This is a genomic window from Antribacter gilvus, assembly GCF_003946865.1.
In the GTDB taxonomy this organism is placed as follows: domain Bacteria; phylum Actinomycetota; class Actinomycetes; order Actinomycetales; family Cellulomonadaceae; genus Antribacter; species Antribacter gilvus.
The window spans coordinates 388,368-408,968 of sequence record NZ_QXTH01000003.1 but is presented as its reverse complement, the minus strand read 5'-3'; the positions used below and the strand labels follow the sequence as shown (position 1 = coordinate 408,968).

The 20,601-nt window shown below is 72.1% G+C and carries 20 protein-coding genes and 2 pseudogenes; 6 read left to right on the top strand and 16 right to left on the bottom strand.

Going from position 1 to position 20,601, the window contains the following annotated elements:
* Nucleotides 1–82 precede the first annotated feature (82 nt).
* From D1350_RS07630 to D1350_RS07620, 3 genes and pseudogenes are all read left to right on the top strand, one after another.
* Nucleotides 83–1,066 (top strand): quinone oxidoreductase family protein, encoded by a 984-nt coding sequence (locus tag D1350_RS07630; protein ID WP_125775359.1) that lies wholly within the window; start codon nucleotides 83–85, stop codon nucleotides 1,064–1,066.
* Nucleotides 1,067–1,126: 60 nt separating this feature from the next.
* Nucleotides 1,127–1,918: a methyltransferase gene (locus tag D1350_RS07625; protein ID WP_125775358.1), complete on the top strand. Its 792-nt coding sequence runs from the start codon at nucleotides 1,127–1,129 to the stop codon at nucleotides 1,916–1,918.
* Between the two features lie 10 nt (nucleotides 1,919–1,928).
* Nucleotides 1,929–2,054 (top strand): annotated as a pseudogene (locus D1350_RS07620) (LLM class F420-dependent oxidoreductase); the annotation flags it as partial.
* 103 nt (nucleotides 2,055–2,157) lie between these two features.
* On the opposite strand, the gene D1350_RS07615 reads toward D1350_RS07620, so the two are convergent.
* The 11 genes from D1350_RS07615 to D1350_RS07565 all read right to left on the bottom strand — a co-directional run bounded on the left by D1350_RS07615 (nucleotide 2,158) and on the right by D1350_RS07565 (nucleotide 10,459).
* Nucleotides 2,158–2,415: a hypothetical protein gene (locus D1350_RS07615; RefSeq protein ID WP_125775357.1), complete on the bottom strand. Its 258-nt coding sequence runs from the start codon at nucleotides 2,413–2,415 to the stop codon at nucleotides 2,158–2,160.
* Nucleotides 2,416–2,577: 162 nt separating this feature from the next.
* Nucleotides 2,578–3,867 carry a hypothetical protein gene (locus D1350_RS07610; protein ID WP_125775356.1) on the bottom strand — a complete coding sequence of 430 codons (1,290 nt, stop codon included), beginning with the start codon at nucleotides 3,865–3,867 and terminating at the stop codon, nucleotides 2,578–2,580.
* The gene (locus D1350_RS07605) at nucleotides 3,864–4,406 is read right to left on the bottom strand and encodes a hypothetical protein (RefSeq protein WP_125775355.1); all 543 of its coding nucleotides are present in this window, start codon (nucleotides 4,404–4,406) and stop codon (nucleotides 3,864–3,866) included. Before D1350_RS07605 ends, D1350_RS07610 begins: the two co-directional genes overlap by 4 nt.
* A 20-nt stretch (nucleotides 4,407–4,426) precedes the next feature.
* Nucleotides 4,427–4,765, bottom strand: a complete 339-nt coding sequence (locus D1350_RS07600) for a hypothetical protein (protein WP_125775354.1) — start codon at nucleotides 4,763–4,765, stop codon at nucleotides 4,427–4,429.
* Between the two features lie 15 nt (nucleotides 4,766–4,780).
* The gene (locus D1350_RS07595) at nucleotides 4,781–5,779 is read right to left on the bottom strand and encodes a bifunctional DNA primase/polymerase (RefSeq protein WP_125775353.1); all 999 of its coding nucleotides are present in this window, start codon (nucleotides 5,777–5,779) and stop codon (nucleotides 4,781–4,783) included.
* A 207-nt stretch (nucleotides 5,780–5,986) separates the two neighbouring features.
* Entirely contained in the window at nucleotides 5,987–6,253 is a 267-nt protein-coding gene (locus tag D1350_RS07590; RefSeq protein WP_125775352.1) for a hypothetical protein, read from the bottom strand.
* Nucleotides 6,250–7,329, bottom strand: a complete 1,080-nt coding sequence (locus D1350_RS07585) for a hypothetical protein (RefSeq protein WP_125775351.1) — start codon at nucleotides 7,327–7,329, stop codon at nucleotides 6,250–6,252. Before D1350_RS07585 ends, D1350_RS07590 begins: the two co-directional genes overlap by 4 nt.
* Before the next feature lie 3 nt (nucleotides 7,330–7,332).
* Complete coding sequence (locus D1350_RS07580) at nucleotides 7,333–9,549, bottom strand: ATP-binding protein (protein WP_125775350.1); 2,217 nt, start codon at nucleotides 9,547–9,549, stop codon at nucleotides 7,333–7,335.
* The gene (locus D1350_RS07575) at nucleotides 9,549–9,938 is read right to left on the bottom strand and encodes a hypothetical protein (protein ID WP_125775349.1); all 390 of its coding nucleotides are present in this window, start codon (nucleotides 9,936–9,938) and stop codon (nucleotides 9,549–9,551) included. Before D1350_RS07575 ends, D1350_RS07580 begins: the two co-directional genes overlap by 1 nt.
* A complete protein-coding gene (locus D1350_RS07570; protein ID WP_125775348.1) occupies nucleotides 9,938–10,144 on the bottom strand; it encodes a hypothetical protein in 207 nt (68 codons plus the stop codon). The genes D1350_RS07575 and D1350_RS07570 overlap by 1 nt, the downstream gene beginning before the upstream one ends.
* 12 nt (nucleotides 10,145–10,156) lie before the next feature.
* A complete protein-coding gene (locus tag D1350_RS07565; RefSeq protein WP_125775347.1) occupies nucleotides 10,157–10,459 on the bottom strand; it encodes a DUF6284 family protein in 303 nt (100 codons plus the stop codon).
* Nucleotides 10,460–10,653: 194 nt separating this feature from the next.
* Between D1350_RS07565 and D1350_RS07560 the strand changes: the two genes are divergently transcribed.
* Nucleotides 10,654–11,493, top strand: a complete 840-nt coding sequence (locus tag D1350_RS07560) for a helix-turn-helix domain-containing protein (RefSeq protein WP_125775346.1) — start codon at nucleotides 10,654–10,656, stop codon at nucleotides 11,491–11,493.
* Between the two features lies 1 nt (nucleotide 11,494).
* The gene (locus D1350_RS07555; RefSeq protein ID WP_125775345.1) at nucleotides 11,495–12,310 is read left to right on the top strand and encodes a protein phosphatase 2C domain-containing protein; all 816 of its coding nucleotides are present in this window, start codon (nucleotides 11,495–11,497) and stop codon (nucleotides 12,308–12,310) included.
* Here D1350_RS07555 and D1350_RS07550 read toward each other — a convergent pair.
* Nucleotides 12,280–13,749, bottom strand: a complete 1,470-nt coding sequence (locus D1350_RS07550) for a recombinase family protein (protein WP_164545065.1) — start codon at nucleotides 13,747–13,749, stop codon at nucleotides 12,280–12,282. The genes D1350_RS07555 and D1350_RS07550 overlap by 31 nt on opposite strands.
* 30 nt (nucleotides 13,750–13,779) lie before the next feature.
* Here D1350_RS07550 and D1350_RS07545 point away from each other — a divergent pair.
* A pseudogene (locus tag D1350_RS07545) lies at nucleotides 13,780–14,442 on the top strand (LLM class F420-dependent oxidoreductase); the annotation flags it as partial.
* Nucleotides 14,443–14,513: 71 nt separating this feature from the next.
* Here the strand turns inward: D1350_RS07545 and D1350_RS07540 are convergent.
* The 4 genes from D1350_RS07540 to pheS all read right to left on the bottom strand — a co-directional run bounded on the left by D1350_RS07540 (nucleotide 14,514) and on the right by pheS (nucleotide 20,398).
* Complete coding sequence (locus tag D1350_RS07540) at nucleotides 14,514–15,806, bottom strand: hypothetical protein (RefSeq protein ID WP_240643946.1); 1,293 nt, start codon at nucleotides 15,804–15,806, stop codon at nucleotides 14,514–14,516.
* A gap of 96 nt (nucleotides 15,807–15,902) precedes the next feature.
* Nucleotides 15,903–16,757, bottom strand: coding sequence for an SDR family NAD(P)-dependent oxidoreductase (locus D1350_RS07535; RefSeq protein ID WP_125775343.1), 855 nt, complete (start codon nucleotides 16,755–16,757; stop codon nucleotides 15,903–15,905).
* A complete protein-coding gene (gene pheT, locus D1350_RS07530) occupies nucleotides 16,750–19,320 on the bottom strand; it encodes a phenylalanine--tRNA ligase subunit beta (protein WP_125775342.1) in 2,571 nt (856 codons plus the stop codon). The genes D1350_RS07535 and pheT overlap by 8 nt, the downstream gene beginning before the upstream one ends.
* 1 nt (nucleotide 19,321) lies before the next feature.
* Nucleotides 19,322–20,398 carry a phenylalanine--tRNA ligase subunit alpha gene (gene pheS / locus D1350_RS07525; RefSeq protein WP_125775341.1) on the bottom strand — a complete coding sequence of 359 codons (1,077 nt, stop codon included), beginning with the start codon at nucleotides 20,396–20,398 and terminating at the stop codon, nucleotides 19,322–19,324.
* Between the last annotated feature and the right edge of the window lie 203 nt (nucleotides 20,399–20,601).

Sequence of the window (20,601 nt, the reverse complement as noted above, 5' to 3'; positions counted from 1 at the left end):
GCAGCACAATACATAGTTATGCAGCCCGGGGCCAGCCCATCCCGCCCGACGACGATGCCACACCCACCCCTAGTGTGGCCCTATGCGTGCAGTCGTGGCCCGCGAGGCGGGCGGCCCCGAGGTCCTGTCGGTCACCGAGGTGCCCGACCCGTCGCCAGGCTCCGGTGAGGTGCTCGTCCGCGTCGCCGCGGCGGGCGTGAACTTCATCGACACGTACCGCCGGAGCGGCGTCTACCCCATGGAGTACCCGCACGCCGTGGGCGTGGAGGGGGCCGGCGTCGTGGAGTCGCTCGGCGAGGGCGTGACGGGGTTCGCGATCGGCGACCGCGTCGCCTGGAACGAGGCGCCGGGCTCGTACGCCGAGCTCGCGGTGGTGCCCGCCGCGAACGCGGTCCACGTCCCGGACGGCCTCAGCCTCGAGACCGCGGCAGCCCTCCCGCTGCAGGGAATGACCGCCCACTACCTGGTGGCCTCCACGTTCCCGGTCAGCCCCGGGCACGACGTGCTCCTCCACGCCGGTGCGGGCGGCGTGGGCCTGCTCGCCACCCAGCTGGCCGTGGCCCGCGGCGCCCGCGTCCTCACCACGGTGTCCAGCGCGGAGAAGGCTGCGCTCTCCCGCGCAGCCGGCGCCGCGCACACCATCGACTACGCCGCCATGGGGGACGTCTCGTCCGAGCTCCCGGCCGCCGTCCGCGAGCTCACGGACGGCGAGGGCGTGCACGTCGTGTACGACGGCGTGGGGCGCACCACCTTCGACGCCTCGCTGGCCTCGCTGCGGACCCGGGGCATGCTCGTGCTGTTCGGCGGCGCGTCCGGCCAGGTGCCCCCGTTCGACGCCCAGCGGCTGAACCGAGGCGGCTCGCTCTTCCTGACGAGACCCACGCTCGGGCACTACCTGCTCACGCGCGAGGAGCTCGAGTGGCGCGCGGCCGAGGTGCTGGGCGCCGCGGCCGCCGGGACCCTCGACGTGCGGGTCGGCTCCACGCTCCCCCTCGCCGACGCCGCCGAGGCGCACCGCGCGCTCGAGGGCCGCCGGACGACGGGGAAGGTGCTGCTCGTCCCCTGAACCATGTATCTTGACGTCGAGATACTTGGCGCCGAGATATATGACACGAGAGGGCACACCATGGCCGACTGGTCCCCCACCGCCTACCTCCAGTTCACCGACGAGCGGTCCCGCCCGTTCGCCGACCTCCTCGCCCACGTCCCCGGCGACCCCGCCACCGTCGTCGACCTCGGGGCCGGTCCCGGCCACCTCACCGCCCACCTCCGCCGGCGCTGGCCCCACGCCGAGGTCGTCGGCGTGGACGCCTCCCCCGCCATGGTCGAGCGAGCCCGCGCCGAAGACCCCGGCACCCGCTACGTCCTCGGCGACCTCCGCGACTACGCCGCCGCCACCCTCGCCGACCACGACGGCCCGGTCAGCGGCGCCGACCTGGTCATCAGCAACGCCACCCTCCAATGGGTCCCCGGCCACCGCGACCTCCTCCCGGCGCTCGCGGACACAGCCGCCCAGACCTTCGCTTTCCAGGTCCCCGGCAACCACGACGCGCCCAGCCACCGGCTCCTGCGCGAGGTCGCGGCACGCGAGCCGTACGCGGCGGTCGTCGGCCCGGTGACCCGCCGGGGCAGCGGCGACCCCGCGGACTACCTCGGTGACCTGGCCCGCCCCGGCTGGTCCGTGGACACCTGGGAGACCACGTACCTGCACGTGCTGCAGGGCGACGACCCGGTGCTGCGCTGGATCTCCGCGACCGGCGCCCAGCCGACCCTCGCGGCGCTCGAGGCGGCCGACCCCGCCCTCCGCGCGCGCTTCGAGACCGAGCTCGGCGCCGCCCTGCGCGACGCCTACCCCCGGCACGAGTACGGCACGCCGCTCGCCTTCCGCCGGGTGTTCGTCGTCGCCGCACGCAACTAGTCTGAAAACTATGACGAACCGACCCGTCCGCATCGCCGTCCAGCTTCAGCCGCAGCACGCCGACTACTCGCAGATCCGCGACGCCGTGCTCCGGGCCGAGGACCTGGGCGTGGACGTCATCTACAACTGGGACCACTAAACGCGTTAACGATGTACCGTCCGCACTGGTCACGACGCTTCCAGGGAACATAGCACCGCGCCCCACGGCTGGTTCAGCCGTGGGGCGCGGTGCGCTTCTGTCAGGCGGCTCGTGAGGGCCGGGACCGATGCGGGGTGAGGAGCCGGGCGATGGCCTCACGGTCCTCGGCCGGGAGCGGCGGCGGTTCGTGGGCCGCGTACCACGCGTCGAACGCGGCCTGACCCTTGAGTCCCTTGTAGCGCCAAGTTGCCCTGACGTCCTCGGTCCGGTCTGCGGTGGTGGAGTCACCATCGTCCGGGACGGCGGAGAGGGTCCGGTCACGCGACGGGGTGGCGGGAGCAGTACGGGTGATGCTCATGGCGAATGCGTCCCTTTCGCGGGGGTTTCTGCACGGGGTCGAGGGGTTTAGCCCTGGCATCTGCCAGGGCTTAGCGTCAGGGCTAGAAATGGCACTTGACCTGCGGTTTTAGCCCTGACGTTCTAGCCCTGGTAGCCCTGGCAGATGCCAGGGCTACCGGCGTCACTCGCGCAGTCGGAGCAGGGTCCGGGCCTGCCCTCGGTACTCGTCCTCCGTTCGCTCGATCAGTCCGCGTCGGATGAGGCTGTCGGCGGCGGCGTCGAAGTAGTCGCGCAGGTTCTTGCCCAGCGCGGACCGGACACCGCTCGCGGGTCGGGGCTCGGTGCTCAGGGCGGCGAGGATCTTCGATGCCGTGCGCTGTACGGCGGCGTCGTCCTGGTGCTCGTCGAACGCGGCGCGGGCCTCGGCGCGGGCGCGGTTCTCGCGGGCGGCGTCGGCCCGTAGCGCGTCGCGCATCCGGGTGCGTGTGTGGTCGGAGACCGTCATGACGAAGTCGGCGAGGTGCCAGTCACCCTCGGTGACCTCGACGCGGCGGGCGAGCAGCGCGAGCAGGGCCGCGACCTTGAGCCGTACGAGGGACTGCTGCCCGTTGTCGTCGGTGATCTCCTCGCGCAGCCGGGCGCGGCGCTCGGCCTGGAGCTGGGCCTTGATCGATCCGGCCACGTTCAGCAGGACGCGGCGCGGCTCGGTGGCCAGGACAGGGCTGGACCAGACGTACGGGTCCGGGGCGGGCGGCAGGACGTCGGGCGCGCCCGGGTCGGTGGCAGGCATCCACAGGAACCGCTGTGGTGTGCCTCCGGCCGCGTCATCGAGCAGCGGACCGGCCTTGCGAGGCTGGACCCCGGCGACCAGCGCGGCACGGTAGGAGTGCGCGGGCACGATCTTGCGTCGGGCGGCGTCGGCGTTCTGGAAGCCCAGGGACTCCCCGGTGAACATCTTGCGGACCTCGGACGCGAGGGTGGACGCCTTACGGCCCACGAGCGCGGTGAGCGTGTCCACCTCGGGCACGTCGAACCACACCGAGTGCAGCGCGGGCATGTCCTCGCCCTCGTCAACGGTCTCGGTGAACACGTGGGACATGCCCTCGCCCGACCCAAGGGGCCGCTCCACGATCAGCCGGCCGCCACCGGGCGCCACCATGAGGAAGCCCTCAGCGGCGCGGGTCGCGACACCCTTGCCGACCCCGGACGGCGCGACCAGCCCGACGAACACGTTGAGCGAGGCGACGGCGTTGCGGTCGTTGCCCAGCGGGGGCAGGACGACCACGGGCGGCACGGACAGTGCGACCCGGGCGAGCACGCACCCGAGCACGGCCCACGGTGCGGCCATGGCGGCCCGTGCGTACTGCCGCACGGCGGCGAGCTCGGGGCGGGCCTCCCAGAACACCGACTCCACATCGATGTCTCCCAGGTGCCCGACCGCACCCTGTCGCGGAGCTGCTTCCTGCGTCATCGGTTCATCTCCTCGGTGGTGGTGGCCAGGGCGATGACGGCTCGGGCGGCGACGGGGTAGCAGTGGGTGTAGGGGCGCATGGCCACGGCGGCCAGGTCGGCGAAGAACGCGATGCCTCGGGCGTCGAAGTCGACGTCCGCCAGGCTCCAGGCCACGCGCTGGGCGGGGTGCAGGGTGGCGATCAGGCGGCACATGCGCGCCTCACCCGAGGACATGGCACCGAGGCTTGCGGCGGCGGGTGGTGCCTGGGGGCCGGCGGCCTGCCAGGCGTCGTACTCGGTGTCGGTGGCGTAGTCGGAGATCCAGTGCGTGGCGCGGTAGGTCTTCCACGCGGTGGCGTGGTCCTCGTAGGCGGCGAACGCGTGGGCGTAGTGGTCGAGCCAGTCGGGGTCGGTGGTCCCGCCGGGGATCACGCGGGCCACGAGCTGGCGCGCCCACTCGTGACGGTTCACGAGCCAGTCGGCGGCCTGGTAGGGGTCGGTGGGCGGCAGCTCCGGCGCGCCGGCCTGCGTGCTGGCGGTGGTGGGCGTGGTGGTCATGGCGGTCTCCCTCGGGTCGGTCACAGCGGGCGGATGGCGTAGTGCGCGGCGGGGTGGGCGCAGCTCGGGCAGGTGGCGTCGAAGTTGAGCGGGGCGGTGGCGCCGTGGCCGGCGCACTCGGCGCACGCGGGCTCGGCGGTGGCGGCGCCGCACTCGGGGCAGTAGGCGTGCACGGTGGCCATGGCGGGTGCTCCGCAGGGCGGGTCGAGGTGGAAGATCCCGTCCTCGAGGTGCTCGTCCCACACGTCCCAGACCATGAGCCGCACGGCGCACGCCTCGACGGCCGGCACGGGAGCGGGAGCGGGGCGGGGTGTGGTGAGGGCGGCGAGGATGCGCCGCGCGGTCGTGGTCAGGCTCATGGCGTGGGCTCCGTTTCAGGCGGCGCGGTGGTGGGCTGGGCGGGGCGTGATGGTGCGGGGGTTGTTCGCGCCGCGGCGCATCCCGGAGCGGACGGTTGCCAGCGCCTCGGCGTCGGTGAACGCGCGGGCGGCGACATGCCCGGCGGCGGCGTCCAGCAGCAGCGCGGTGGCGGTGGTCTCGGTTAGGGCGCCGCCGGCAACGAGCTGTCCGAGGGCCACGGCGGCGATGAACAGGGCGTGGTTGCGGGTGCCCTCGGTCGCCTGCCGGACGCGGGTGGTCTCGCCCTCGACGGCGGCCCGGACGTACCCGGTCACCCGGTCCAGGTCCGGTGTCACGGTGCGCGGGGTGCCGGGCGGCGGGGCGGCCGGTCCGGTGAGCAGGTCGGCGACCCAGGCGGGCAGCGGCGCCGGGGCGGCGTAGCTGGTGACCTCGTACAGGCCGGTGTTGGTCCGGGTCGGCGGGGCGACGACGTACCCGCCGGCGGCGCGGGTGTCGATCAGCCAGCCCAGGCGCCCGGCGGTGTTGCCCAGCTCGACGCCGTCCGGGCGGAGGTAGTAGCGGTGGGTGCCGCCGGAAGGGGTCCGCACGGTCCACGTGTCCGGAAGCGGTTCGTGGTCGGCCACGAGCGCGGACAGCACCTCCTCGCCCGACGTGGCGCGGCCCTGCCACTCGGCGGGGGTGCGGGCGCCGGGCTTGGGGGCGTCGGTGTCGATGACGAGCAGCCCGGACGGACCGGTCGCGATGCCCAGGCCGTAGGGACGGCTGGACCAGGCACGCGTGATCCGCCCGGGGTCGGTCGTGGCGCGCTCCTGCCAGCCGGTGTGCCCGTTGCGGCACCAGAAGTCGGTACGGCGGTCGCACTCGTGAGCGGGGTGACGCGGGGCGGCGGGACGCTTCCCGCCGGGGATCAGGGGGAACACGGCCCAGCCTCGGGCGGCGTACTCCAGGGCGGAGGCGAGCAGCGCACCGTTCGGCACCTGGCCGGCGGCGTTCGCGGCGTTCGTGGCGGTCATGTCGGTGAGTCCTTCCGTGCTGGTCCAGCCCTGTTTTGGGCATGGCTGGCGCAGGGGGTCCGGGTAGCGGTAGCGCGACCCGGACCCCTTGCGGGGCGGGATGGAGGGTGTTTCGGGGTGGTGCGCGGTGGGCTGCTACCGCGCTACTTCCGCGAGATCATGCGGTTTGCGCCGGTAGCGGGGCCGCTACCGGTAGCGGGTCCTCTGCTACCTGTCGGCGTCGTCGTCGGGGTCCTCGTGCTGGCGGGCCTGGTCGGTCCAGCCGGTGTAGGTGATGGCGGCGTGCCGCACGATGCGGTGCGCGAGGTTCGGGGTCTGGTTCGCCAGGGCGGCGGCCGCGTCGAGCAGGAGGGCGGCGGTGCGGGCGTTGAGCTCGTCCAGGGTGGCGGCGGTGCGCATGGCCTCCAGGTCGCGCGGCAGCCGCTCGGTCACGGCGTACAGGTCGGCCCAGGACCAGACGGGGGCGGCGTTCATGCGTTGACCTCCTCGACGTGCGCGGCGCGGACGGTCTCCAGGTCGCGGCGGGCGGTGCGGTCGGTGACCTCGTGACCGGCGGCCGTGAGTGCCGCGAGGGCGTCCGCGCTGTCCGCGTCCGGACGCTCGGACAGCAGCGCGGACACGACGGCCAGACGGGCGGACCGGTCACCGGTCGCCGGACCAGCCGGGCGGACAGTCCGCCGGACAGCGGTCCGGACACGTGGCCGGTCCTGTCCGGCGGCGGACACGGCGGACACGGGCTCGCGGGTACTGTCCGTCCGGGCCATGTCCGCGAGTTCGGCGCGGACAGCCTCGGCGGCCCGGTCCTCGTACTCGGTACCGGACAGGGCGGACAGGGCGGGGGTGTGAGCGATGCCCGCGACGCGGTTGTTGGTCTCGATGTGCATCCGGGCCACGTCCGCGACCGCGTCCCCCACGGCGGACAGCGACTGGAGCCAGGCGGACACCTCGGCGGCGACCTCGTGCGGCGGAACCGTCTTGAGGGCGATGGCGCGGGCACGGCGGCGCTTGGCCTCGGCGCGGGCGATGGCCCGTCGTGCGGCGGGGGTGTCCGTCCCGGCGGCGTAGGCGCGGGCGGCGTCCTCGACGGTCAGGAACAGGGCGTGCATGCGGGCGGTCTGCCGGATCTGGGACCAGGTCCGCCCGGTCGCCAGGTGCTGGTCACCGAGCAGGACCAGGTGCCACAGCCCGGCGGCCAGGACCGGGGCGGCGATGCGGAACAGGGCCGCACCGAGCCCGTGGCCGGCCGCGAGCTCGTGCCACGCGGCCAGCAGCCCGGAGGCGGCGGCGAGCATCCACGTGATCGTGAGCAGCGTCCCCGCCGGGCGGCCGTCCTTGATCGCCTCACGGGCGAGCAGCGCGACGGTGAGCTGGGCGAGCTCGAAGATCCCGGCGAACGCGAGAGCAACACCGAGGTCCCAGTCGAGCATGTCGCGGCCGAAGCCGTACATGCCCTCATAGGCCACGCCCGTGCACAGCAGCGCGACAGCCACGGCGAGGGTCAGGACCAGGCGGCGCGACCCGCCCGGCGTCGTGGTGGTGGTGTGGTCCATGGGTCAGTCCTCCTCGGTGAGGTCGGTGGTCTCGCCCAGGGCGGCGACGACGTCCGCGCGGACCAGGCCGCGCCGGACGTTGTTCGCTCCGGTGCCGTGCTTGACGGACTTGGCGGAGATGCCGTGGCGCTTGGCAGCGGCGTTGACCTGGGCGGCGTCCCAGCCCTCGTAGAGCGCTGGCTTGGACGCGGCCAGGCGGGCGGCCAACTCCTCGGCCCAGACCTTCCCGTTGGGCCACTCGGGGTCCTCGGCAGGCCACACCGCGAGCAGGTGGTCCAGGATCGTGGACTGGTCCGTGTCGGCGGGGTCTTCCCCTGCGGCCATGCCGGTCAGGTAGCCCTTGGCCTGGCGCACGGCGCGGGCACGGTCGGCGATGGTCTCGGCGGTCGGTCCGTCGATGTAGGCGGTGCGGACGATGACGGGGTCGTCGCCCTCGCCGGCAAGGTAGGCGACGCCGCGGTCCTTGCGGGAGAACGTGGTGGCGGAGTACCCGGACCCGTACATCCCGGGTCCGAGGATCATGTTGTTGACCCCGGCGTCCATGACCTTGAGCGCGAGGCGGAGGCCGGCGTTGGAGGACACGGACTTGGGGATGGACTTGTCGTCGGGGCGCTGGGTGGCGAGCCAGACCATGATCCCGACGAACGGGCCCCGGCGGACGAGGTCCTCGACGATGGCGCGGGCTTCCTTGCCGTGGTCGGGGTGCTCGAACAGAACCTGTGTCTCGTCGTACGCGGCGAGGATGGGGTGCAGGCCCAGGGACTTGATCGAGGCGAGCTCGTCGGTCACCTTGCCCTCGGCGCAGCGGGGGTCGCCGGCGAGGTCGGTGCGGATCAGACGGGCGCGGCGGCCTACCTCCTTCCGCATGGCCTTGAGGTCCGCGAGCAGGGCGGCGATGTCGGCGGGGTCGTCCCCGGACCGGTAGTAGTGCGCGACCTTCCCCAGCGGTGCGAGGTCGGCGCCGCCCTTGAGGTCGTGGATGTGCAGCTCGGCGCGGGGGTCCAGGGCGGCGGCCAGCAGCAGCAGCCGCAGGGTGAAGGTCTTGCCCATGCGGGGGATGGCGCCGATGATCCCGGCGGAGAACATCAGCGTGGTCTCCACCAGGCGCCCGCGCGGGTCCACGCCGAGGGGGATCGGGTCGAACAGGTTCGCGGTGCCCTTGGTCGCCAGGGGCCAGGCGGTGGGCTTGGACTGCGACAGCGGCCGGTCGGCCACGTACAGGATGAGACGGCCCTCGTGCACGTCGGGGTCGCCGGTGACCCACACGCACCCGAGCGGGCGGCGCAGGGCGGAGGCGAGCTGGGACCGCTTCTCCATCACCTGGGTGGCGGTCGCACCCGGCGGGAGGTCGATGTCGGCCCGGTAGCCGGCCCCGTCGCGCACGATGGGGGTCACGAACCGGATGGCGTTCGGGTCCTTGCCCACCGAGGACAGCGACCCGACCCCGAGGACGGACAGGGCCTCACGGATGAGCCCCTGGTCCAGCACCGGGACCTGAGCGGACACGGCGGAGTTGTCCGTGATCCGAGCGTCCGCCTTGCGTCCCAGCAGCCCGAGCGCGGTCACGACTGCGACGACGGCGCCGGCCTGCAAGAGCTCGGGCGCCGAGGACAGCACGGCGGTCCCGGCGAGCCCAGCGCCGCCCGCCCCGGCGACGACGACGGCGCCACGGCGGCGGACCAGGGCGCGGCGGTCCTTGACCAGCCGCAGGTACACGTCCGGGGTCGAGGCTGTGGCCAGCAGGGAGCGGCGGACCTCGACGCTGTCGGAGTCGGCGACCCACCTCCACGCGACGGCGACCAGGCGGCCGGCACCGATGGGGGAACGCGCGGCCAGGCGCAGCCCGTATAGGGGCAGGCGGACGGTGTGGAACGCGAGCGTGTGCCCGAACCGGGCCGCGTAGTGCCCGCACGTCGTGACCAGCTCGTCACGGGAGCGGAGCCAGGCGGGGATCACCTGGCGCGGGGCGTCCGGGTCGCGGACCTCGATCACCCGAGGCGCCCGCACGGGCGCCTCCTCGACCACCGGGGCGGGGTCGATGACCTCACCGTCGAGGGCGTCACCCTCGGGCTGGACCAGAGCGTTGCCCTGGTCCAGCCCGCGAGCACGACGCGCCTCGGACAGGTCCACCACACCCGACGACCGGGCCTCGACCTCGCGGCCGGGCTCGTCGTCGGTGCCGTAGACCATCTCCCGCAGCTCGTCATCGTTCGGCATCATCAGGCAGCCCTCCCGGTGCTCTCGTCGTCGGTCGTGGTCGTGCCGGCCTTGGTCTCCCACTCGGCGAGCCAGGCGGCCGGGACGTCGATCGGGGCGGCGTCCCACTCGGTGCGGGCGGCCAGCCACTCGCGCTCGAACCGCTCCAGGGACGGGCGGCCCACACGCTCGAAGTGCTCGACCAGCTCGTGCGAGGCGTACGCCTCGACACGCGAGTACGGGCCGGTGATGAGGGTGAAGGGGTCGATGCCGGCGGCCAGGCCGCGCCGGTTCAGCAGGACCGTGCGGGTGGAGGTTTCGGCGGCCTCGTAGGCGGCCTGCACCACGAGGTCGAACTCCTGGCGCATCTCGACCCACTGCCGGGCGGCGTGGTCGAAGATCGGCGAGCCCATCAGGCACCCGCCACCGACGCGACGCCAGACACGAGACCGTTGAGGAGCTGCTGGAACGCGTCCAGGACCGGGGCACCGAACGTCGTCGAGGCCAGGGACAGCCCGAACAGGATCCCCAGGACGAGGGACATGTTGTCGAGCTTCTTGAGCCAGACACCGACGACGACGGCGACCAGCAGGACGAAGAACAGAGACATCGTGACCATGACGGAACTCCTTCAGGCAGCAGCGACCGGCGCCGTGGCGACGACGGCCAGGGAACGGGAACGGGTGCCCGCCAGGCGGCGGACGGTCACACGCGTGGCGCTCGGGGCCACACGGCGGGTAACGAGGTCCAGGGCAGACACCGCGCGGCGGTGCGCCCTGACAGCGAGCTCGTCCGGCGACTCCGCCAGACGGCACTCCGCCTCGACAACGGCGAGCTCAGCGGCGATCACCGGCCACTCATCGGCGATTGCGGCCAGATCGGCGAACGAGGGCTCAGCGCCCTCGATCGCCTGACAGGCGGTGTAGCTCTTCATCGAACCCTCCAGGTTGTGTCAACCCCCGTGAACACCTCCGGTTCGCGGGTATGACCTACGACACCATGGCCGAGTCCGGCTGTCAACCCCTATGAACAGAAGATGTTCATGGGTATCGCTGGCACGATGTCTGTCCATCCCCCGTTGACACGAGTACCGTGAGGAACACCCGTTGACACAAGGGAGAGACATCAATGCTCGACATCTCGCACGTCGCCAAGATCAGCGACCCTGAGGAGCGCGCCAAGGCGCTCGGGGTCCTCATCGACGAAACCCAAGCCACGGCGCTGGAGCTCTCGCGGCTTCGGCGCGAAGCGCTCATCGAACTCCTGAACGGCGGCAAGACTCAGGCCCAGCTCGCTGAACTCCTGGGCATCTCGCGGTCTCGCGTGTCGATGATGCTGTCGTCCGGGTCGCGCCCTGAGCGCGCGTTCTTCGGCACGGGCAATCTGACGATCGCCATCGGCGTCAAGCCGGAGGTCGGACGGAGCGATCCCAGCAACATGCTCTCGGCCGAGGCCCTGGGCGCGTACGAGGCTCTTGCGGCGGCGGCCAAGGCGGCAGGGCTCGATGCTGACCGCGAGCTCATCCCGCCGCCCGGAATGGTCGACCTGAACAGGCCGAACCTCATCGTCCTCACCAGCCCAAGGCTGCTGCCCTTCATCGGACAGGTCATGGGCGCGGACACGCACCTGTCGTTCACGAACGACGAGAACGGCTGGTACATCGTGGACCGCACGACCGGAACGGAGTACCGATCACCGCGCGACCGTGGCGAGGCGGCGGACTACGCCTACATCGGCCGGCTCCCGCGACCGGACGGCAAGGGCACGTTCCTCTACATAGCGGGCATCCACGCTCAGGGGACCCTCAGCGCCGCTGAGTACGTCGCGGACAACCTGAAGGAGCTGCACAAGGAACTCAAGACTCGCCGGTTCTCCACAGTGCTTCGGTGCAGGTTCGAGCCGGAGGGTGACCGCAAGATCACGAACTGTGAGCGTGTCACGCCGCTCTACCGCCACGAAGGGGTCTGACATGCGGACCACGATCGCGTCGGTGCCCGGCTCGACGGAGACGCCGAACGAGGACGCGACACAGACCGGGTCGGACCTCCTGGTCCTCCTCGACGGCGCAACGGCACGCACAGCGAGCGGCTGCATCCACGGCGTGGCCTGGTACGCGCAGCACCTTGCCGCGGGGATCGCCGAGCGGATCGCGATCGGCCCAACCGCGGCTCTGGCCGCCGCCATCGCCCAGACGTCCGACCTGCACCGTGACACGTGCGACCTCACACACCCAGGCACACCCTCGGCCGCCGTCGCGATCGTTCACGTCACCGAGGACACACTGAAGTACCTCGTTCTCGGTGACGTGACGATCGTGATCGCTTCACCAGGAGGGCTCCAAGTCGTGAGCGACCAGCGCATCAGCCAGTCAGCACCCAGCGAGCGGGCGACGGCGGACGCGATGCCCGCCACGGACCCACGGAAGCCGGAAGCACTCGTCCGGATGAAGCACGCCGAGCTAGCCGCCCGCAACACAGCGGGCGGCTACTGGATCGCAGCAGCCGACCCCGAAGCGGCACGCCACGCACTCACCGGCGAGGTGCCCGTGCACCAGGTCACTGAGTTCGCCGTACTCAGTGATGGTGCCGCTCGCGCCGTGGACGCCTTCGGCATCCACGACTGGCCGGGCGCTCTCGCCGTCCTACGTGAGGATGGGCCAACCGCCCTGATCGCAGAGGTCCGGGCCGCCGAGGCGAGCGACCCTGAAGCGACGCGCTGGCCGCGAAACAAGCTCTCTGACGACGCCACCGCCGCCTACTGTCGGCTCGAGGTGCCGTCCGCCTGACTCGGGCGCCAGACAGGATCGATCCGCTCCATGTCGAAGCCGCCACCCTTACCGCTCGCGGGCTTCACGAGGACAGCCTCAAGATTCCGCTCGGCAATCGCCCGGCGGACATCTAGGTCAAGGCCCTTCCACTCCTCCAGCGACATCGGGCGAACTTCGGGACCGGCCGTCGCTGCCAGGAATCGGTCTTTCTCAGCCTGGAGAAGGTCCCGCTCACGTTCAAGGCGCTGGACCTGGGGGAATACGACACTTCCGGTAAGGCGGCGAGACGAGAACTCACCCATGAGCTCGGTGATCTGACTGCGGATCTGTACCAGCTCGCCTTCTCGCTCGAATGACGCAGCCGGACGTTCCAAGGCCACACGGCGAAGCCGCTTCAGCAGAAGATCAGTAATCATCTCGTCAACGGGCTTACCTGCTACCGAGACAACATGCGGAAGGTCCGTACGACCGCGACACGCGTAGTTGAACCGGCCGTTCTTGATCGCCTGGGCGTACATCTTGCCAGTGCAGCGACCACACCGAACGATGCCGGACAGGAGTTGGTGACGCGCACCGCGCCGAGCGATCGGGCCGCTCTCAGACGGTGCAAGAACGGTCCGGACGCGGACAAACGTGTCCTCGTCCAGGATCGGATCCCACGTCCCGCTCAACGGGCCGCCCGCGTCGTCGGTCATGACCTCTCCCTTGTAGGTGCGCCAGCCGGCCAACCGGGGATTGCGGAGGATCTGCCGCACGGAGGTGTGACGCCATGGGCCACCGAGCACGGTTGGCACACCTTCAGCCTCCCAGCGCCGGGCAATCTCGTGCAAGGACACACCATCGATGACCTCCTGAGCCGCACGCCGTACGAGCTCGGCCTCACGCGCGTTGTGGGTCACCCTGTCCGCCTCGAACCCGAACGGGCGGCGCCCACCGACAGGGGCACCAGTCTTGGCGACGCCAGCATGCCAGCGCTTCACACGCCGAGCGGTATCAGCCGACGACTTGTTCGCCATGATGATCATCATGCGAGCCTGCATCTGGCCGCCCTCGGTCGCGAGATCAACCGCAGATGCCGTCGCAGAGACAATGCGCGCACCATAGCGCTCCACTGCCTCGATAGCGTCTTCCAGATCGCGGGGATCGCGGGCGAGCCGGTCGAGGTCCCACACAACGAGCGTCGTGATCTTCCGGGTACGGAGGTCGTGCAGAGCCTGATGCCATACCGGACGTATGACGCGCCAGGCGTCGTAGACATTGCCCAGCGGGTCAGAGACGGTAATCCGCTTCTTCTTGAACGCGCTCGTGTCATTCTCGGAATACCAGACGATGCGCTCGGCAGCACTGCCCTGTCGCACCACCTCGGCGCGAATGTCCTCTTCCTGGCGCTCGATCCCGGCTCGCAGGTCGTACGGGTCGTCGCTGATGCGCTTGTAACCACCATAGGTCTCCGGCATGCAATCAGGATACATCGTTAAGGCGTCTAGTGGGACCACTTCTTCCCGCTCTCCGGCGACCCCGACGGCAAGCACTTCGAGTGCTGGACCATGCTCGGCGCCTGGGCGGAGCAGACCGAGCGCGTCGAGATCGGCGCCCTCGTCACCTGCAACAGCTACCGCAACCCCGAGCTGCTCGCCGACATGGCGCGCACCGTGGACCACATCTCGAACGGCCGCCTGATCCTCGGGATCGGCGCCGGCTGGTTCGAGAAGGACTACGACCAGTTCGGCTACGAGTTCGGTACCGCCGGCTCGCGCATCGCCGAGCTCGCCGAGGCGATGCCGCGCATCAGGAAGCGTCTCGCCGAGGGCAACCCCGCCCCGACGCGGGAGATCCCCGTCATGATCGGCGGCGGCGGCGAGAAGAAGACGTTGCGCATCGTCGCCGAGCACGCCGACATCTGGCACTCGTTCGCCGACCTCGACACCCTGTCGCGCAAGTCGGCGATCCTCGACGAGCACGGCGCGGCCGTGGGCCGCGACACCGCGGCGCTCGTGGAGCGTTCCGTCCCCGCCCAGGGCGACCCCGCCGAGACCGGCGACGCGTTCCTGGCGGCGGGCGCCACGCTCTTCACGGTGGGCGTGAGCGGCCCGGACTACGACCTCACCACCCTGAAGGCCTGGATCGACTGGCGCAACACCCGCGCCTGACACGACGGTGCCCGACGCCGGACTGGTCGCCTTCCGCGGAGGCGACCGGTCCGGCGTCGGGCGCCCAGGGCCTAGAAGCTGGACGCGAAGGACGACGCGTCGAACGCGTAGACCCAGCGGTAGCCCGGGTGCTCGCTCAGCGACCACATCTGGTCGCGGGTCGGGTCGTAGGAGAGGTCCTCCGCACCCACCGCGAGCGCGTTGCCGTGGCGCACGATCGCACCGGACGGCGCGTCCCAGGTGTGCAGGTCCCCGGCGGAGCTCGGGTCGGAGAAGCTGGTGCCGTCGCTCTGGGAGTAGAACAGCTCGCCGTTGACCGCGACGGACCCCTGGACGCTCTCGAGGTCGATCCGGTACGCCTCGGTCGCCTTGATGATCCCGTCGGACGCCGGCTTGAGGAAGCGGTTCGTGTAGTCGATCGGGATGCGGACCGTGCGGACCTGCGAGCCGCCTGCCAGGTCGGTCGAGGTCTGGTACTCCGTCACGACCACCGAGTCGGGCGAGGACGTGCGGTCGAGAGCCACCGACGAGTGGCGCAGCTGGGCGTAGCCGCCCACCGTCGAGTCGGTGAACCGCGCGGTCTGCGGCAGCACGTACTTGTAGTTGTGGGCGTGGAACGAGCCGTCGGACTGCCGGCCCACCTTCGACTCGTCGCCCGTGGAGACCTGCCACAGGTGGTCGAGGTCGAACACGCGGAAGCCGTTGCTCGTGTCGGCGACGTACAGCAGGTTGCCGTACCACATGATGCCGCCCGCGTGGACGGGCACCGGCTTGAACGACGGTGCCGCCGTGGTCCCCGAGGGTTCGACCAGCAGGATGTGGCGGTACGACGGCGCGGCGGTGCCCGCGGTCAGGTCGACCACGCTGATCCGGACGCCCTTGTTCGGGGCTGTGCCGCTGGAGTCGTACCAGCTCGCGAGGAGGATCCGGCGTCCGTCGTACGTGGCCTCCCCGTAGGCGTCGGCGCTCGTCGTGATGCCCTGCGGGTACCACTCGGTGGTGTCACGGTCGCCGGAGCTCCAGCAGAACGACGCCACCCGGTGCGTCACCGGGGCGGAGCAGGCCACGCCCGTACGGTTCCCGTCAGCGGCGACGGACCCCATGCTCACGTTGGGCAGGGCCGCGTCGAGCGCCGACACGAGGGTCGACGTGGCAGAGCGGGCATAGCGGAAGTTGCTCGCGGTGAGCGTGGTCACGGCGGCGGCCGCCATGGGCGCGACGGATCCCCGCTCCGAGGCGGAGTCCGAGGCGTGCTCCGAGGCGGAGGCGGGCAGGAACGAGGCGGGCACCAGCAGGCCGAGCATGGCGAGCAGGGTCACGACGGCGTGAACGGCTGGACGGTGGTTCGGGCGGGAAGATCGCACGGGCACTCCTGGAGAGAGTCGGCAGGACTCGCCCAACCTAGGTGTGCAAACCCGCCCGAACCAGGGCAGCCTTGTGAACGTCGCGTGACGTTCGGCCTACGTCTGCTGCACCCGCAGCCGCCGGGTGCCCGTCCCGGCCTGCCCGGCGAGCTCCCGCAACGAGGCGGGAGTGTCGTCCGTGACCCGGATGTACCACCCGGAGCACGCGTCGAGCTCTCCGCGCGCGATCGTCGTCACCATGTCGACGGTCCGCTCCACGGGCGTCCACTCCGTGCGGCCGGCGTGCAGCTGCATCCCCGTCGCCATGTCCGTGGGCACCACCCCCGGGGCGACCTCGAAGACGCGCAGACCCAGGGGGTAGCCGCTCGCGTGGAGGTTCGCGCCCAGGCGGAGCAGCGCGGTCTTGCTGCCGTTGTACGCGCTGGTACCCGACATCTCGTTGGTCGCCGCACCCGAGGAGAGCTCGACGACGCGACCGCCGCCCCGCGACAGCATCGCGGGCACCAGGAGCCGGGAGAACCAGAAGGGGCCGCGGACGTTCGTCTCGAAGACGCCCCACCACTCGTCGGGGTCGGCCTCCCACAGCGGCACCTCGGCGTCGACCCGGCCGGCGTTGTTCACGAGCAGGTCGACGCCCCCGAGTGCCTCCTCGGCGCGTCGCACGGCGGAGGTGACGTCGTCGAACGACGTGACGTCGGCCGCGATCGCCACCGCGCGCACGTCCTGGCCCGCACCCGCCTCGGCCACCTCCGTGGCGACCGCCTCGAGCCGCGCGGCGTCCCGCGCGAGGAGGGCCACGTGGATCCCCGCCCGCGCGAGACCGAGCGCGATCTCCCGGCCGATGCCGCGCGACGCCCCGGTGACGAGAGCCGTGCGGGCGGGCGCGACCTCGGCCGCGCCCGCACCCGCGTCAGCGCCCGCCCCGACGGGCTGCCGGCCCTCCTCAGCCACGCAGGACCGCCCCCACCTGCTCGGCGGCCGCCGCGACGACGCCCTCCCGGACCGACCGCACGTCGTCGGCCGACAGCGTCCGGTCGGTGGCACGCAGCCGGAGCGCGTAGGCGAGGGACTTCTTGCCCTCGCCGAGCTGGGAGCCCGTGAAGACGTCGAACAGCGCGGCGTCCTCCAGCAGGTCCCCGGCACCGTCCACGATCGCGCGGCGGACCGCCTCGGCCGGGACCGAGGCGTCCACGACGAACGCCAGGTCCTCCTTCGCGGCGGGGAACGCCGACACCGGGACTGCCTGTACCGGCGTGCTCGGTGCGGCGGCGACCAGCGCCGACAGGTCCAGCTCGAAGGCGGCCGCCCGGGCGGGCAGGCCGAGGGTCTCCACCACCTTGGGGTGCATCTCGCCCGCGTGGCCCACGACCGTGCCGTCGGCCAGCGTGAACCGGGCGCACCGGCCCGGGTGCCACGGCAGGCGCTCGGCGTCGGCCGACACCGTCACCTCGGCACCCGTGCGCTCGACGACGAGGCGCGCCGCGGCGACCGCGTCCGCCCAGTCTGCCGCGCGGCCCTCGCCCCACCAGCCGGCGCGCTCACGGCGGCCGGTCAGCACGCCTGCGACCAGCCGCGGCTGCGCCGGGACAGCCGCGGCGAGAGCCTCGAGCTGCTCCGGCGTGGGCCGCACGCCGCCGGGGAGGGCGGGCGCTGCCGGCGCCCCCGCCCGCGGGCGGGTGACGAGGCCGACCTCCGACACGGCGAGGTCGGTCAGCCCGCGTGACACGTTGCGACGCACCGTCTCCAGCAGGGTGACGAGCAGGTTCGTCCGCAGGAGCGGCTTGTCGTCGGCGAGGGGGTTCGCCAGCCGGACGGCGGCACGGCGGTCGTCGTCGGCCGGCAGGCCCAGGGCGTCCACCTCCGCGTCGCCCACGAACGGGTAGCTGAGCGTCTCCACGAACCCCGCCTCGGCCAGCGCGCGGGCGACCGAGCGCCGGGTCCGCTGCTCGGCCGTGAGGCCGCGGCCGCCGGGGGCCGCGGGCAGCACGGACGGGACCTTGTCGTAGCCCGTGATGCGCACGACCTCCTCGACCAGTTCGGCCGAGCCGGTCAGGTCGGGCCGCCAGCTCGGCGGGGTGACGACGAGGACGCCCTCGTCACCGGCCTCGACCACGCAGCCGATCTCCTCGAGCGTCGCCCGCACCTGCTCGGGCGTGTACTCCACGCCGACCAGGCGCGCGGGCTCGGTCACCCGCAGCGCGACGGGGGCCGACGGCGACGTGGTGTCGACGTCGCCGACCGCGGGGTCGGCCGTACCGCCACCGAGCTCCACGAGCAGGTCCACCACCCGCTGGGCGGCGACCGCCGGGAGCCGCGGGTCCACGCCGCGCTCGAACCGCTTGGCGGCCTCGCTCGGCAGCTTGTGGCGGCGCGCCGTGCGGGCCACGGTGATCGGGTCGAAGTGCGCCGCCTCGACAAGGACGGCCGTCGTGGCACCCGACACCTCGGACGAGGCGCCACCCATCACGCCCGCCAGGCCGAGCACGCGCGAACCGCGGCCCTCCGGCGAGTCCGTGATGAGCAGGTCCTCTGCGTGCAGGGCACGACCGACGTCGTCCAGCGTGGTCAGCCTCTCGCCCGCCGCAGCACGGCGGACCACGATCGGCGCCGCGACCTGGTCGAGGTCGTAGGCGTGCAGCGGCTGGCCCAGGTCGAGCATCACGTAGTTGGTGATGTCCACCGCGAGCGAGATGGAACGCATGCCCGAGCCCTCCAGGCGGCGCTTCATCCAGCGGGGCGTGGGCGCGGCGGGATCGATGCCGCGCACGACCCGCGTGACGAACCGGTCGCACCCGGTCACACCGTGGATCGGCGCAGCGTCGTCGACGACGACCTCGAACCCGTCCGGCGTGGCGGCGGGCTCCGCGCCCGTGGGCAGGCCACGGTCGAGGAACTTCGCCCCCGTGGAGTGGGCGTACTCGCGTGCCACGCCGCGGTAGCTGAACGCGTACCCGCGGTCCGGGGTCACGTTGATCTCGAGCACCTCGTCGCCGAGGCCGAGCAGCTCGATGGCGTCCTGGCCCGGCGTGAGGTCCGCCTCGGCGTAGCCGAGACGCGGCAGCACGATGATGCCCTCGTGGTCCTCGCCGAGGCCGAGCTCACGCTGGGAGCAGATCATGCCGTCGGACACGTGGCCGTACGTCTTGCGGCTCGCGATGGCGAACGGACCGGGCAGCACCGCGCCGGGCAGCGCGACGACGACCAGATCCCCGGGGCCGAAGTTGTGCGCGCCGCACACGATGCCGCGCGGCGTCCCGCCGTCGGCCGCCGGGACGCCGTCGACGTTGTGCACGCCCACGTCGACCTGGCACCAGTTGATGGTCTTGCCGTTCTTCTGCGGCTCGGGGCTCTGCTCGACCACGCGACCCACCACCAGCGGACCGATGACCGCCGCGCCGTGGATCGCCTCCTCCTCGAGGCCGACGCGCACGAGGTCGGCGGCCAGCTGCTCCGCCGTCAGGTCAGCGGGGAGCTCGACATGGTCGGCGAGCCACTCCTTCACGATCAGAGGCACGTCAGATCTCCGTCCCGAACTGGGTGGAGAAGCGCACGTCGCCCTCCACGATGTCGTGCATGTCTGAGATGGAGTGGCGCAGCATGAGCGTGCGCTCGATCCCCATCCCGAACGCGAAGCCGCTGTACACCTCGGGGTCGATCCCCGCGGAGCGCAGCACGTTCGGGTTGACCATCCCGCAGCCGCCCCACTCGATCCAGCCGGCGCCGCCCTTCTTCTGCGGGAACCACAGGTCCATCTCGGCGGACGGCTCGGTGAACGGGAAGAAGGACGGGCGGAGGCGCGTGCGGGCCTCGGGCCCGAACATCGCCCGCGCGAACGCGTCCAGCGTCCCCACCAGGTTGGCCATGGTCAGGCCCTTGTCGACGGCGAGACCCTCGACCTGGTGGAACACCGGCGTGTGCGTCGCGTCGAGCGCGTCGGTGCGGAACACCTTGCCGGGGCACGCGATGTACAGGGGCACGCCGCGCTCGAGCAAGGACCGCGCCTGCACCGGTGACGTGTGCGTGCGGAGCACCAGGTTGCTGTCGCCCTCGACGTAGAAGGTGTCCTGCATCTGGCGGGCCGGGTGGTCCGGGCCGAAGTTCAGCGCGTCGAAGTTGAACCACTCGGCCTCGAGCTCGGGCCCGTCGGCGATCTCCCAGCCGAAGGCGACGAAGAAGTCGGCGATGCGCTCCTGGACCAGTTCGATCGGGTGCCGGGCACCCTGGGCCACCCGCTGCGCGGGCAGCGTCACGTCGACCGACTCCTCGACGAGGACACGGGAGTCACGCTCGGCCTCGAGCTCGGTCTGGCGAGCAGCGAGGGCCTGGTTGATACGGCCCCGGCGCGGGCCCACCAGCTTGCCCGCGCGAGCCTTGTCCGGCCCGGGCAGGGCGCCGATGGCGCGGTTCGCGAGGGCGAGGGCGCTCCGGTCGCCGGTGTGCTGCGTGCGCACCGCCTTGAGCGCGTCGAGGTCCGGCGCGGCCGTGATCGCGGCGAGCGCGGCGTCGACGGCTGCGTCGAGCGCTGCCTCGTCGAGCGGGCCGGGCGGAGCGGTCTCGGCGTCGGACGCCGACTTCAGATCGGGCGTGGACATGCTTGCCTTCCTGGCGGGGTCGGGAGCCACGGACCCGCCCCGGACTGGCCGGGCGCGCGTTCGACGCGGCAGTTGCAGTCTAGGTGCCCGCCAGGGCTCCGGACGCGTCGTCCACAGGGGCCGGCTCAGCGTCCTCGCGCAGCACCGGCCGCGCGACCCGTGACGGGCCACGTAAATCGGCGGGTGAGCATCTGCATGCCGTC

Bases quoted from the DNA above. Each gene is read 5' to 3' on its own strand.
- D1350_RS07595 (WP_125775353.1), bottom strand. From the start codon at position 5,779: ATGACCGCCACGAACGCCGCGAACGCCGCCGGCCAGGTGCCGAACGGT.
- D1350_RS07565 (WP_125775347.1), bottom strand. From the start codon at position 10,459: ATGAAGAGCTACACCGCCTGTCAGGCGATCGAGGGCGCTGAGCCCTCG.
- D1350_RS07605 (WP_125775355.1), bottom strand. From the start codon at position 4,406: ATGACCACCACGCCCACCACCGCCAGCACGCAGGCCGGCGCGCCGGAG.
- D1350_RS07580 (WP_125775350.1), bottom strand. From the start codon at position 9,549: ATGATGCCGAACGATGACGAGCTGCGGGAGATGGTCTACGGCACCGAC.
- D1350_RS07560 (WP_125775346.1), top strand. From the start codon at position 10,654: ATGCTCGACATCTCGCACGTCGCCAAGATCAGCGACCCTGAGGAGCGC.
- D1350_RS07585 (WP_125775351.1), bottom strand. From the start codon at position 7,329: ATGGACCACACCACCACCACGACGCCGGGCGGGTCGCGCCGCCTGGTC.
- pheS (WP_125775341.1), bottom strand. From the start codon at position 20,398: ATGTCCACGCCCGATCTGAAGTCGGCGTCCGACGCCGAGACCGCTCCG.
- D1350_RS07550 (WP_164545065.1), bottom strand. From the start codon at position 13,749: ATGCCGGAGACCTATGGTGGTTACAAGCGCATCAGCGACGACCCGTAC.
- D1350_RS07555 (WP_125775345.1), top strand. From the start codon at position 11,495: ATGCGGACCACGATCGCGTCGGTGCCCGGCTCGACGGAGACGCCGAAC.
- D1350_RS07615 (WP_125775357.1), bottom strand. From the start codon at position 2,415: ATGAGCATCACCCGTACTGCTCCCGCCACCCCGTCGCGTGACCGGACC.
- D1350_RS07625 (WP_125775358.1), top strand. From the start codon at position 1,127: ATGGCCGACTGGTCCCCCACCGCCTACCTCCAGTTCACCGACGAGCGG.
- D1350_RS07610 (WP_125775356.1), bottom strand. From the start codon at position 3,867: ATGACGCAGGAAGCAGCTCCGCGACAGGGTGCGGTCGGGCACCTGGGA.
- D1350_RS07575 (WP_125775349.1), bottom strand. From the start codon at position 9,938: ATGGGCTCGCCGATCTTCGACCACGCCGCCCGGCAGTGGGTCGAGATG.
- D1350_RS07570 (WP_125775348.1), bottom strand. From the start codon at position 10,144: ATGGTCACGATGTCTCTGTTCTTCGTCCTGCTGGTCGCCGTCGTCGTC.
- D1350_RS07590 (WP_125775352.1), bottom strand. From the start codon at position 6,253: ATGAACGCCGCCCCCGTCTGGTCCTGGGCCGACCTGTACGCCGTGACC.
- D1350_RS07630 (WP_125775359.1), top strand. From the start codon at position 83: ATGCGTGCAGTCGTGGCCCGCGAGGCGGGCGGCCCCGAGGTCCTGTCG.
- D1350_RS07600 (WP_125775354.1), bottom strand. From the start codon at position 4,765: ATGAGCCTGACCACGACCGCGCGGCGCATCCTCGCCGCCCTCACCACA.